This window comes from Pseudochelatococcus contaminans (assembly GCF_014195635.1).
In the GTDB taxonomy this organism is placed as follows: domain Bacteria; phylum Pseudomonadota; class Alphaproteobacteria; order Rhizobiales; family Beijerinckiaceae; genus Pseudochelatococcus; species Pseudochelatococcus contaminans.
Genome location: NZ_JACICC010000005.1, coordinates 127,730 through 139,740 on the forward strand (window position 1 = coordinate 127,730; position 12,011 = coordinate 139,740).

The following is a 12,011-nucleotide window of genomic DNA, read 5'->3' on the forward strand; positions in this document are numbered from 1 at the left end:
GCCGTCCTCCAAATAATTTGCCGGCGCAGGCTTGTTTGCTCTGGTGCGGCGCCGTCGTGGCTGGCGTCGTTCCGTTATTTTCGTTGGGTGTAACGTCTGATTGAGGCAACAAAAAAGGGCCCCGAAGGACCCTTGTGCGCCACCAACCGGACCTGCGGGTTATTCCCGCTCCGTCGATGGCGCTCCCGATACGATAAGGACGAACTGCATCACGTGCACACCTTCCTGAAAATTTCTAGAAACGTATTCCAGACGAAACGAACGGTCAAGCACGAACCTGCGAAAAATTCGAACCAAATGAAATTATCTTGCCGCGCCATGATCCAATCCGATGTCCACGGCAGGCGCGGACTGGAATGGACGGCTCGTCGAGATGAAGTCCACACCGGTTTCAGCCACAGTGGCAATCGTGTCCAGACGGATGCCGCCAGAGGCCTCCAGTCTGGCGCGGCCAGCCACGCGGCGCACAGCTTCGGCCATATCGGGAATGCTCATGTTATCGAGCATGATGACATCCGCCCCCGCCTCGACGGCCTCCGCCACCTGATCCAGACGGTCGCATTCCACCTCGATCCGGGTCAGCACCGGGGTTTGTTCGCGCGCGCGCCGCACTGCGTTGGCAATGCCGCCGCAAACCGCGATGTGGTTGTCCTTCAGCATCACACCGCTATCCAGCCCCAGCCGATGGTTGAGCGCGCCCCCGCAAACGGCGGCGTGCTTTTCCAGCATCCGCAGGCCAGGCGTCGTCTTGCGCGTGTCGAGCAGACGCGCCCGCGTGTGCGCGATGGCGCGCACGTAGCGCGCGGTTTCCGTGGCGATGCCGGACAGCCGCTGCACGATGTTGAGCGCAGTGCGCTCGGCCGTCAGCAGAGACCGCGCCGGACCGGAAACGACCGCAAGAGGCGCACCTGCCTCGACGGTTTCACCATCGCGGACGAGAACCTCGACTGTGACCGCCGAGTCGTAGTGCGTGAACACCAGCGCTGCGACCTCGATACCCGCGACGATCATCGGTTCACGCGCATTCATGTGAAATGTCGCGACAGCGTCCGAATCGATCATGAGCTGGGCGGTCAGATCGACGTGGCCGATGTCTTCCGCCAACCAGCCGTCAATCTGCTTCAGAACGCTGAACTTGTCGTACATGGCTGTATTCCGGCTTTTATCGTTCAGAATCACGCATTTCACAGGCCATAACGCTGCCGGGAATGCTGCTATGAGGCTCGCTAGCGTGCTATCTATAGCATCATCGTTTTTCATGCACTCGCCAATTCATACACCGGCCAAAAGACGACGCGTTCCCCGAACATGCCTGCCTCACCGCAAGATGCCTCACAATCCAGACACGACGCGCGCCACTCGCCCGCCCGCGACGAAAGCCTCACAATCGGGCTGAGTGCGGTGATTGTCGCCGTCACCGGGGACGATCCGAAGGTGCTTGTGGTGCGACGTCATGGCGGGCGTGATGCGCTGCCCTCCGGCCCGTTGGAGCGGGGCCACCGCACGCTGGAAACCGGCCTGCGCAATTGGGTGGAGCGCCAGACTTTGCAGAAGCTCGGCCACGTCGAGCAGCTATACACCTTCGGCGACCGAGACCGCAGCGAAACCGACGGCGACCACGCCACGAGGCGTTTGTCGGTGGCGTACCTTGCCCTTGTGCGTGAAGCACGCCCCGCCGGTGACGCCGGCACGGCCGGTGCCGATGCGGTGTGGACGAGCTGGTATCGCTTCTTTCCGTGGGAGGACTGGCGCGATGGCCGCCCGGCCATTCTCGATGTTCTGGAGCCTGCCTTGCGCACGTGGGCTGCCGCCGATGCGCGACATGCAACGAGGCGGTTGGAGCGTCTGTCACTGAATTTCGGCCTTGGCGACGAAGCGGAAGAGCGTACCGGGTGGAACGATGAGCGCACGCTGGAGCGCTATGAACTGCTCTACGAGGCCGGCCTTGTCGCCGAAGGGCGGCGGGATCGGGACAGCACGCCAGCCGTGCGCCACCAGATGGATACGGAAATGGCTGTCGATCATCGCCGCATGCTGGCGCTCGCCATCGCGCGACTGCGGGGAAAGATCAAGTACCGCCCCGTGGTGTTCGAGCTGATGCCGCCGAGTTTCACGCTGCTTCAGTTTCAGCGGACGGTCGAGGCGCTCTCGGGCGTGCGGCTGCACAAGCAGAATTTTCGCCGGCTGGTGGAGCAGCAGCGGCTCGTCGAGGAAACCGGCGAGACATCCGCCGAAACAGGCGGAAGACCGGCGCGGCTGGTGCGTTTTCGCCGGGAAGTGGTGTTGGAACGCCCTGCCCCCGGCGTGCGGCTGCCCATGGCAAGCAGCAAGCGCTGAACGCTCGATCTGATTTAGAACATTTCGGCATTTCGTTGAAACGCCGAAATGCTCTATCTTCTTGGTTTGACGCGTTTTCTTCACGCAAAGCGGTATCCACTTTGCTTGAAAACGCTTTAGAAAAACCAAAGCCGCCTCAAAAAAATCATGACGTTCTGTTGACAAACCCTTATGCTCAATTTTAGCATAATGGGGTGAGGCAGATTCTGACGCTCCGAATTCACCCATCAACGCAGCGCCATATGGCGGTGTGACACGTTCAATCACGTACCGGGCACTTCAGCCCGGTGTTTCTTTGACCCTAATTATGCTCAAATTGAGCACAAGGAAAAAATGCGATGGCCAATCTCAACTTCGCACCGCGTGAGGAAATCGCCCCTGTTTCTGTCCCCGCAAGACGGGATGACAATGTTTTTCCGCTGCCACACCTTTATGCGCGGGTTTCGAAACACCTGCTGCCAGGCGAATGGCCAGCGATCGCCCGCGACGTCGAGGCCATCGAGCGGCTGAAAAAACAGCGCAACGCGGTCGTGCTGGGGCACAACTATCAGGCGCCGGAAATCTTCAACACCGTGGCGGATATCGTGGGAGATAGCCTGGCGCTGGCCCGGGAAGCCGTGACGGTGGACGCCGATGTCATCGTGCTGGCGGGCGTGCACTTCATGGCGGAAACGGCCAAACTGCTCAATCCGTCGAAGACAGTGCTCATACCGGACTCCGATGCCGGCTGCTCGCTGGCTTCTTCCATCACAGGCGCGGATATTCGCCTGTTACGCCAGCGTTATCCGGGTGTGCCGGTCGTCACCTATGTCAACACGTCCGCCGAGGTCAAAGCGGAGAGCGATTATTGCTGCACATCCGGCAATGCCGTGAAGGTTGTTCGCCACGTGGCACGCGAATGGGGCGTCAACCGCATCCTGATGCTGCCGGACGAGTATCTAGCGCAGAACGTGCAGAAGGATGTTCCCGAAATCGAGCTGATCGCATGGAAGGGCCGCTGCGAGGTGCACGAGCGCTTCACGCCACAGGATATTCGCGACCTTCGCGACATCCACCCGGGTCTGGTGGTGCTGGCTCATCCCGAATGCCCGCCGGATGTGGTTGCGGAAGCCGATTTCGCCGGCTCCACCGCCGCCATGGCGGATTATGTCGGCGACCATAAACCCGGCCGCGTGGTGCTGATCACCGAATGCTCGATGGCTGACAACGTCTCCGTGAACCACCCGGACGTCGAATTTGTGCGGCCGTGCAACCTTTGCCCGCACATGCGGCGCATCACGCTGCCGAAAATCCGCCATGCGCTTGAAACGCTGGAAGGCGCGGTAGAGATCGACGCGGCTGTGGCCGACCGGGCGCGCGCCGCCGTGGAGCGCATGCTCGCCGTCCGCTAAAGCGTTTTCAGGCAAAGCAGATACCGCTTTTCGCGAAGAAAACGCGTCAAACCAATTAGATAGAGCATCTCTGAGCTTCAACGAAATGCTCTAATGGGAGAGATCACAATGCATAACGCTGATCGTGTGATCGTCGTCGGCGCGGGTATCGCCGGATTGGCGACCGCGCTGCGTCTTGCCCCCCTGCCGGTGACGTTAATCGCCGGCAAGCCGCTGGGTGAGGGCGCGGCGACCGCACTGGCGCAAGGTGGCATCGCGGCAGCCATCGGGCAGGACGATTGCGCCGCACTCCACGCCGAAGACACTGTGGCAGCGGGTGCCGGATTATCACGCCCGGATGTCGCGCTGCGCGTGGCCGAGGCGGCGGCCCCGGCGATCGACTGGCTCATCGGTCTATCCGCGCCCTTCGATCGAAACGACCGGGGCGAGCTGGCGCTTGGCCTCGAAGCCGCCCACTGCCGCCGTCGCATTGCCCATGCGGGCGGAGACAAGACCGGGCTGATGGTGCTGCAAGCGCTCATCCGCGCCGCCCGCGCCGCGCCGCATATCGCGATTATGGAAAACCTGCGTGTCATCGAACTGCTTCGCGATGACAGCGGCCAGATCGCAGGCATCGCCGCGACCACGGCGAACGCGGAAATCGCGCGATTCCCGGCGCGGGCGCTGGTGCTCGCCACCGGCGGCATTGGCGGTCTTTATGCCTCGACGACGAACCCACCCGGCGCCGTTGGGTCAGGGCTGGCGCTGGCGGCCCGTGCCGGTGCGGTGATGCGGGATATGGAGTTCGTGCAATTTCACCCCACTGCCATAGCGGCAGGTGCCCACCCCATGCCGCTGGCGACAGAAGCACTGCGCGGCGAAGGCGCAATCCTGATCGACGAGCGCGGCGAACGCTTTATGCAGGGCATACCGGGCGGCGAACTCGCCCCTCGGGATGTCGTGGCGCGCGCCATTCATCGCCAGATCGCGGCGGGGCACAGTGTTTCTCTCGATGCGCGCATCAGCGGGCTCGAACGCCGCTTCCCCGGCGTGGTCGCGCTGTGCCATGCAAACGGGATCGACCCCACCCGTCACCCGATCCCGGTGCGACCGGCGGCGCATTATCATATGGGCGGCATCGCCGTGAATGCGGCAGGTGCAAGTTCCGTTCCCGGCCTGTGGGCCTGCGGAGAGGTGGCTTCCACCGGCCTGCATGGAGGCAACCGCCTTGCCAGCAATTCACTGCTGGAAGCGCTCGCCTTCGCCCGCTGGATTGCCGAGGATATTCGCAGCGCCCCCAGCCGGCCGGCATCCGCACCGCTGCGGCTGAGCCGACGCGATGGGCCCGGCACAAGCGCCTTCGACGCATTGCGTGCGCTGATGGATTCAACCGTAGGCGTCGAAAGATATGCGGAGGGCTTAACGCATGTAGCAGGGTGGCTGCATCAGCTGGCCACGCAAGGCGACGACCGCGCAATCGTGGCCCTGATGATCGCTACCGGCGCGCTTTTGCGCGAAGAAAGCCGGGGCGGACATTACCGCACGGACTTCCCGCATCCCGCACCGGGTGCCATGCATAGCGAAACAACGCTGGATGCTACCTTGCGCATTGCCGCAGACATATCGGAAGCGAATACGGACCTGCGCGTCGCCTGATGGATAATCTTGCGTGACGGATCAAGCGTCCGATGCGTCCTCGTCCGGCGCATCGGCGTCCGCCACGTCGGTTTCGGCCGCCTTGCCTCGATAGCCTATGGCCAGCACATAAAGCTCGGATGAATCGCTACGGCTCGCCGCCGGTTTGACGTGACGCACCACGGCGAAGTCGCGCTTCATGTCGTTGAGCAGCGAGCCTTCCGTGCCGCCCTGAAGCACCTTGGCGAGAAAGATACCGCCCGGAGCGAGCACCTGCCGCGCAAAGTCGAGCGCGGTTTCGGCCAATCCCATGATGCGGAGATGATCGGTTTTCTTGTGCCCGGTCGCGTTGGCTGCCATGTCGGAGAGCACGACATTCGCGGGGCCGCCAAGCAACTCGATAAGCCGTGCGGGCGCTTCCGGCGCGAGGAAGTCGAGCTGGATGAAGTCGATACCGGGCATCGGCTCAATTTCCAGAAGGTCGATGCCGACGACCCGGCCTTTGCCGGTTTCGATACCAACCTTTTTCGCCGCTACCTGCGACCAGCCACCCGGCGCTGCTCCAAGATCGACAATGCGCTGCCCCGGTTTCAGCAGGCCGAATTTTTCATCGATCTCGATCAGCTTGAACGCCGCGCGCGAGCGATATCCTTCACGCCGGGCGCGCGCCACGTAGGGATCGTTCAACTGGCGTTCGAGCCAGCGTGCGGACGCGACGGAGCGCTTGGCCGCCGTCTTGACGCGCACTTTCAACGAGCGCGCTCCACTGCTGGAGGTGCCTTTTCCCGAACCGCTTTTGCCCTTGCCGCTGGCGCTCAACTCCACGGCCTCCTGTTCCAGACGTTATCTTCCCGCATCAGGTTGAGAAGGATGCCCTCGCGCAATCCCCTGTCCGCCACGCGCAGGCGCGGCGTGGGGAACGTCAGGCGAATAGCCTCCAGAATAGCGCATCCGGCCAGCACGAGATCCGCCCGATCCACACCGATGCAAGGATTCTCCACCCTTTGCGCATACGAACACGCAGCCAGAAAGTCGATGACATTGGACACGTCCTTGTCATCCATCCACAGCCCGTCCACCTGCCGCCGGTCATAGCGCGGCAGATCGAGATAAACCCCCGCAACGGTGGTAACCGTGCCGGACGTGCCCAGCAGATGAAAACCCGGCAGACGCGTCGCATGCCGCGCCTTGCGTGCGAAGGGTTCCAGCCCGGTTCTGACTTCCTCGACCATGGCGGCGAAGATATCCGGCGTCACCTCCACGCCTCCGAACCTCTCGGACAGCGTCACCACGCCGAGCGGCAACGATTCCCACGCTCTGACACGATGATCCTGCCCGGCCTTGGTGCCGGCGGCAGCATTGGTGGGGCGGTTCTGCTGCTGTCCGCCCCGGCGGCGCGCCGTGGTCCAGACCAGCTCCGTGGAGCCGCCGCCGATGTCGAAAACGATGACGCTTTCAGCCGAAGGATCCGCGAGGCCGGCGCAGCCCGCCACCGCCAGCAGCGCCTCGGTCTTGCGATCCACGATTTCCAGCGACAACCCGGTTTCGCTCGCAACGCGCTGCACGAAATCCTGCCCGTTGATAGCGGCGCGACATGCTTCCGTCGCGATGAGACGGGCGCGCCCGACACGGCGGGCATCCATCTTCGCCCGGCAAACTTTGAGCGCTTCGATGGCGCGGGCGATGGCGTCGTCGCCAAGGCGGTTGTAGCTGGTCAGCCCCTCGCCCAGCCGAACAATGCGGGAGAATGCATCAACCACGCGGAAACTGTCACGCGTCGGTTCCGCCACCAGCAGGCGGCAGTTGTTCGTTCCCAGATCGAGCGCCGCGTAGGCACGCGCGCCCCGCATGCCCCGGCGCTGCGCATGCGTCTTCTGCTGCCCGGGCGACCTCGCACCGGGCACATGTTTATCTACAACCGCGACCACACCGCGCTTCTGACAGTCATCAGCCAGCTCGGCCGTGGTCGCGCTATAGCTGCGAACAGCTTCATCGTCGACCGTCACGGCCCAAAATCCCGTCGAGGTGCGTCCAGGCCATCGAATCGGCCCTGCACCCCCAAATGGCAGGGAAAATCCCCACGTTCATCGTTGAAATCAGCGTACCAGCATGGACACAGGATGCAAAGCAGGAAGTTGCCGCACCCCGCCGCGCCAGGCAGCCTGAACCTCAGCGCGACGCGGCGTAGGTGCGCGCGGCTCTGCCGAAGGCGGCGAACAGCGCCGATGAGAGCGGATCGGACCATGCCCGCCATTCCGGATGCCATTGCACGGCAACCGCAAAGTGCCCTCGTGCGGCCGCAGCCTCCACATGGAAAGCCTCGACGAGACCATCCGGCGCACGCGCCTCCACGGCAAGCCCCGGCGCGAGCCTGTCGATTCCCTGATGGTGCAGCGAGTTCACGCGCGCGCGGGCGCTGCCAAGCAGCCCATTCAGGATGCCGCCCTCCACGAGTTCCACCTCATGGGCGGGGCCATACTCCGTTTCCACGTCGCCGTCCGGTTCCCGATGGTCGCCATACCCCTCAATGTCATGGACGTGCTGATGCAGCGTGCCGCCGAGAGCGACGTTCATCTCCTGAAACCCACGGCAGACGCCGAGCAGCGGCAGTCCCCTGTCCACTGCGGCGCGGATGAGCGGCAAGGACAGGTCATCGCGGCTCTGGTCCAGCAGTTTGTCATCGAAGTCCAGCCCGCTGCCGTAAATGGCCGGGTTAACGTTGGACGGGCTGCCCGGCAGGAAAACGCCGTCCAGCACCGCGAACAACCGCTCCAGATCCGGGGGCACCGCCGGCTGGCTGGCATCGACGGCCGAGAGCGTTCCGGGGAGAATAACGACCTGCGCATCCGCACCATGCGCCACGGCATAGAGGTACTTTTCCTGCACCCTGTGCCACACATGCTTGTGGCTTGGCTTGACATCGGCAATTGCCCCGATCAACGGACGCATGGCCAGCTCCCTCAGATTACAGTCATCACCCCCTGAACGAGGGCCAGAACGAAGCCCGCACTCAGGCTTACGCTGATCGCACCCATCACGAGGCCGCACGCCACCACCAACCCGTCCCGCTCCGCCAAACCGAGGCCGATCAGACAGGTGGCAATTCCCGGCGGTATCTGACCGACGAACGGGGGCGCCGTCAACACGCTTATCGACACCAGCAACAGCGCTATGCCGACAAGACGCAGGCGGAACGGCGTGCCGAAAAACACCATCCGCCGCCGCGACCATTGCTCCAGCCGCTTGATGTATGGCAACGCCTTGCTGACGGCGCGCGCCACATCAGCCCTCGCAACCGATTTGCCCAGCAGGCGCGCAGGCACCCACGGCGCGGTGCGCCCCACGACGATCTGCAACGCCAGCGCCACCAGCAAAAGCCCGCAGATGGTTGGAATGGGCGGCGGCATCGGCAGGCAATTGGGCAACCCCAGAAGCACGATCAACACGCCGAACGTCTGCGGCCCGAGAGCCTGCATCAATTCGTCGAGTGTCAGCCGCTCGCCCTCGCCATGCGCGAGCGCGACCAGAACGGATGAGGTGCGGAGGCCATTCCGGGACAGGACGAACACCAGTGTTGGAAAAACATGGAACCGGTGCAAACCGGAAGCGAGATGCATAGACCATGCCGCGACAACGGCCAAGACATATCATACAAGAGAGATCATATCAGAACGCGCATGATTCACGAGAACCGTCATCGCGGCTGACCGCATTGGTTATTACGGGTCGGTCACTGCATTCGCTGTCGCTGCTGCCATGGTGAGGTCGGCGACTGAAATTCGTGGTATGTCCGGCTGGCCGATTCATCAAAATACAGAGATCGCATGTCCGTCAGCACCGTCCATTCCCGCCGTCTCGAAAGTGTTTCTCTGGCACTGCTCGCTGCCCTTCCGGTGCTGATGGCAATCGCCAACCGTTCGGCGGCAGCCGTGATAACCATCGCGGGCGTGCTGTCGCTGGTCGCTTTCGTCGCGCGGGGCGAACGGCTGCGTGATGCATTGCCGCCGCGTGGACCGGCGCTTTATGCCGGGCTCGCCTTTATCGGCTGGGCCATCGTATCGCTGCTCTGGAGCCATGCGCCTCGCACATCGCTGTTCGTGATGGCTGAGGCAGGTTTGCCGTTCATCGGCGGCGTCCTGTTGCTGTTGACGCTGCCGGCGCAATGGCCCGCAAGGTTCATCAAAGCGGCGGCATTGGCATTCGCGGCAGCGTGCATTCTCATCATCGTGGAACTGTTGCTCGGCCTTGCATCGCGCGAGGCGCTGGGACTTCGCGCACAGACATTCATCTTCAACCGCCCTGTGATGCTGCTGCTTATGCTGTTCTTCCCCCTGTCCATCCATATGGTGCGTGCGGGCTGGCGAGCGTGGGCTTTCGTGCTGGGTGCGTTGCTGATCGTCACCATTGAAATCGCAACATCCGGCGCGGCGATGCTGGGGCTACTGCTATCCGCGCCGGCTTTTCTCGTCGCCCTCTGGAGCAGGCGTCTGGGCATGATCATCGCGGCGGCGATGCTGGGTGGCAGCCTGCTCCTCGCACCTGTGAAGGGAGACCTCCTCGATGCGCTGATGCCTCCCCGGCTTATCGAGCGTCTCGAATCCGTCCATGCCGCGGATCGCATCGAGATCTGGCAGGATTTTGCCGCTGCCCTGCACCAGCGCCCGCTCACCGGCGCAGGGTTCGGAACCAGCGCCAGAATGGCGGAGGCCCCCTTCGCGGCCGACCTGCCGCCAGACCGCGGACGGCTGCTGGCCGCCGGCCACCCGCATGACGGCTTCTTGCAGATATGGGCTGAACTTGGGTTTATCGGCGCCATCCTCGCAGCACTGTGCGGCTATTTCATATTGCGCGCCCTCGCCCGCCGTGACGACCGCATGGTGGCTGCCGGTGTCGCAAGCATGGTTGCGGCGGCGGCAGTGGTCAGCGTTTTTCACGGCGCGTGGCAGGGGTGGTGGGTCGGCGCGCTGATGGCAACCACCGTTTGGTGCAGCCGGCAAACCGCTCCCTCGCCGGCATCACGCCAACCGAAAATCCCATAAAAAAACCCGCCGACAACATCGGCGGGTCCAGTCGATCATAAGTCGTTATGACGGCAAAAGCGATCACAACCCTTCGAACAGCGGCGTCGACAGATAGCGCTCGGCGAACGACGGGATGATGATCACGATGGTCTTGCCGGCAAGCTCCGGACGGACGCCGATCTCCACAGCCGCCGCAATCGCCGCACCGGACGAAATACCGACCGGAATGCCCTCAAGCCGCGCCAGCAGACGGGCGTGATCGAATGCCGTCTGGTTGCCCACGGTCACGACTTCGTCGATGACGCTGCGGTCCAGAATCGGCGGCACGAAACCGGGGCCGATGCCCTGAATCTTGTGCGGGCCCGGCGCGCCGCCAGACAATACCGGCGAATCTTCCGGCTCCACCGCAATAACGCGCACTTCCGGCTTGCGGCCCTTCAGCACCTGACCGACGCCCGTGATGGTGCCGCCAGTGCCGACACCGGACACCAACACATCGACGTTGCCGTCGGTATCGTTCCAGATTTCCTCCGCCGTCGTGCGGCGATGGATGTCCGGGTTGGCGGGATTGGCGAACTGCTGCGGAATGACGGAACCCGGAATAGCCGCTTTCAGCTCCTCGGCGCGGGCGATGGCGCCCTTCATGCCCTGTGCGCCCGGCGTCAGCTCAAGCTCGGCGCCAAGCAGGGAAAGCATCTTGCGCCGCTCGATGGACATCGTTTCCGGCATCACGATGATGAGGCGATAGCCGCGCGCCGCCGCGACGAAAGCCAGCGCGATGCCGGTGTTGCCGGACGTCGGCTCGATGATGGTGCCGCCCGGCTGCAGAACGCCAGCCTGCTCCAGCGCGTCGATCAGCGCCACGCCGATACGATCCTTGACGCTTGAGATGGGGTTGAAGAATTCGAGCTTGGCCAGCAGATGCGCCTTGACGCCCTTATCGGCCTCAAGCCGCTTGAGACGCACGAGCGGGGTGTCGCCGATCGTCTCGGTGATGGAGCCGTAAACGCGTCCCCTGCCGGGTTTTTTGTCGCCGCTTGTGTTGTCGGTCGAAGCCATGCATCCCTCTCCTGTTGATAACCGGCCATTGTCTTGCGCTCACAGCCCGTGTTCGGAAAACCGGATGCGCATGATGAGCCTGGCGGGATAAAACGATATCCGATGGTTGAAAATTCGTGCCGATCAGATGATGAAGTCGCTCGCCAGCTCGGGCGTGGATACCTTTTCGGCCTTCTCCGCATTCCGGCAGATATCTTCCACGCTCACCGAATCGAGCTGGGCCAGAAACACTTCGGAGGCGCTGCGCACCACGGGGCCGATGACCTGCTCCACAAGCGCCGAATCCGGCACTGGCGGCAGGCTTTCATCGGAGGAAGCCGCCATGGCGGCGCGCACGATATCGCCTGCGCTGATGCGGCGGCGTTCGCGCGCCAGCTCATATCCGCCGCGCGGACCCCGCACACCCTTGAGGATGCCGGCCCGAACAAGCTGTTGCAGCACCGTTTCCAGATGCCGGGGCGGCAGATGATGACGGGCTGCCAGAAATTTGGCCGCCACAGGAGTAGGCCGCGCATGGATGGCGACATCCACCACAGCCGCGATGGCCAACAGACTGCGACGGGATAGCAGATACATCGGGTTTCCTTGC

The 12,011-nt window shown here is 63.3% G+C and carries 11 protein-coding genes; 4 read left to right on the top strand and 7 right to left on the bottom strand.

The annotated features are described in order from the left end of the window. Positions 1–303: 303 nt before the first annotated feature. Positions 304–1,146: a carboxylating nicotinate-nucleotide diphosphorylase gene (gene nadC, locus FHS81_RS11165; protein ID WP_183752996.1), complete on the bottom strand. Its 843-nt coding sequence runs from the start codon at positions 1,144–1,146 to the stop codon at positions 304–306. Between the two features lie 162 nt (positions 1,147–1,308). Between nadC and FHS81_RS11170 the strand changes: the two genes are divergently transcribed. The 3 genes from FHS81_RS11170 to FHS81_RS11180 all read left to right on the top strand — a co-directional run bounded on the left by FHS81_RS11170 (position 1,309) and on the right by FHS81_RS11180 (position 5,363). Beyond that, positions 1,309–2,337: an NUDIX hydrolase gene (locus FHS81_RS11170; RefSeq protein ID WP_246374974.1), complete on the top strand. Its 1,029-nt coding sequence runs from the start codon at positions 1,309–1,311 to the stop codon at positions 2,335–2,337. 338 nt (positions 2,338–2,675) lie between these two features. Further along, positions 2,676–3,728: a quinolinate synthase NadA gene (nadA, locus tag FHS81_RS11175; RefSeq protein WP_183752998.1), complete on the top strand. Its 1,053-nt coding sequence runs from the start codon at positions 2,676–2,678 to the stop codon at positions 3,726–3,728. 108 nt (positions 3,729–3,836) lie between these two features. Continuing rightward, positions 3,837–5,363, top strand: coding sequence for an L-aspartate oxidase (locus tag FHS81_RS11180; RefSeq protein ID WP_246374975.1), 1,527 nt, complete (start codon positions 3,837–3,839; stop codon positions 5,361–5,363). Positions 5,364–5,384: 21 nt separating this feature from the next. Here the strand turns inward: FHS81_RS11180 and FHS81_RS11185 are convergent, their stop codons facing one another. The 4 genes from FHS81_RS11185 to FHS81_RS11200 all read right to left on the bottom strand — a co-directional run bounded on the left by FHS81_RS11185 (position 5,385) and on the right by FHS81_RS11200 (position 8,959). Continuing rightward, complete coding sequence (locus FHS81_RS11185; protein WP_246374987.1) at positions 5,385–6,095, bottom strand: RlmE family RNA methyltransferase; 711 nt, start codon at positions 6,093–6,095, stop codon at positions 5,385–5,387. A 62-nt stretch (positions 6,096–6,157) separates the two neighbouring features. Continuing rightward, complete coding sequence (locus tag FHS81_RS11190; RefSeq protein WP_183753270.1) at positions 6,158–7,192, bottom strand: Ppx/GppA phosphatase family protein; 1,035 nt, start codon at positions 7,190–7,192, stop codon at positions 6,158–6,160. Between the two features lie 319 nt (positions 7,193–7,511). Then, entirely contained in the window at positions 7,512–8,291 is a 780-nt protein-coding gene (locus tag FHS81_RS11195; RefSeq protein WP_183753006.1) for a gamma-glutamyl-gamma-aminobutyrate hydrolase family protein, read from the bottom strand. 11 nt (positions 8,292–8,302) lie between these two features. Beyond that, positions 8,303–8,959, bottom strand: a complete 657-nt coding sequence (locus tag FHS81_RS11200) for an exopolysaccharide biosynthesis protein (RefSeq protein ID WP_183753008.1) — start codon at positions 8,957–8,959, stop codon at positions 8,303–8,305. Between the two features lie 207 nt (positions 8,960–9,166). On the opposite strand from FHS81_RS11200, the gene FHS81_RS11205 reads away from it, so the two are divergent. Beyond that, positions 9,167–10,381 carry an O-antigen ligase family protein gene (locus FHS81_RS11205; RefSeq protein ID WP_183753010.1) on the top strand — a complete coding sequence of 405 codons (1,215 nt, stop codon included), beginning with the start codon at positions 9,167–9,169 and terminating at the stop codon, positions 10,379–10,381. A 63-nt stretch (positions 10,382–10,444) separates the two neighbouring features. Here FHS81_RS11205 and cysK read toward each other — a convergent pair whose 3' ends face one another. Both cysK and FHS81_RS11215 read right to left on the bottom strand, forming a co-directional pair. Further along, a complete protein-coding gene (gene cysK, locus FHS81_RS11210; RefSeq protein ID WP_183753012.1) occupies positions 10,445–11,422 on the bottom strand; it encodes a cysteine synthase A in 978 nt (325 codons plus the stop codon). Positions 11,423–11,545: 123 nt separating this feature from the next. Then, complete coding sequence (locus FHS81_RS11215; RefSeq protein ID WP_183753014.1) at positions 11,546–11,998, bottom strand: RrF2 family transcriptional regulator; 453 nt, start codon at positions 11,996–11,998, stop codon at positions 11,546–11,548. Between the last annotated feature and the right edge of the window lie 13 nt (positions 11,999–12,011).

Excerpts from the sequence above, each read along its gene's own strand:
- nadC (WP_183752996.1), bottom strand. The coding sequence starts at position 1,146 with ATGTACGACAAGTTCAGCGTTCTGAAGCAGATTGACGGCTGGTTGGCG.
- FHS81_RS11170 (WP_246374974.1), top strand. The coding sequence starts at position 1,309 with ATGCCTGCCTCACCGCAAGATGCCTCACAATCCAGACACGACGCGCGC.
- nadA (WP_183752998.1), top strand. The coding sequence starts at position 2,676 with ATGGCCAATCTCAACTTCGCACCGCGTGAGGAAATCGCCCCTGTTTCT.
- FHS81_RS11180 (WP_246374975.1), top strand. The coding sequence starts at position 3,837 with ATGCATAACGCTGATCGTGTGATCGTCGTCGGCGCGGGTATCGCCGGA.
- FHS81_RS11190 (WP_183753270.1), bottom strand. The coding sequence starts at position 7,192 with ATGCGGGGCGCGCGTGCCTACGCGGCGCTCGATCTGGGAACGAACAAC.
- FHS81_RS11195 (WP_183753006.1), bottom strand. The coding sequence starts at position 8,291 with ATGCGTCCGTTGATCGGGGCAATTGCCGATGTCAAGCCAAGCCACAAG.
- FHS81_RS11200 (WP_183753008.1), bottom strand. The coding sequence starts at position 8,959 with ATGCATCTCGCTTCCGGTTTGCACCGGTTCCATGTTTTTCCAACACTG.
- FHS81_RS11205 (WP_183753010.1), top strand. The coding sequence starts at position 9,167 with ATGTCCGTCAGCACCGTCCATTCCCGCCGTCTCGAAAGTGTTTCTCTG.
- cysK (WP_183753012.1), bottom strand. The coding sequence starts at position 11,422 with ATGGCTTCGACCGACAACACAAGCGGCGACAAAAAACCCGGCAGGGGA.
- FHS81_RS11215 (WP_183753014.1), bottom strand. The coding sequence starts at position 11,998 with ATGTATCTGCTATCCCGTCGCAGTCTGTTGGCCATCGCGGCTGTGGTG.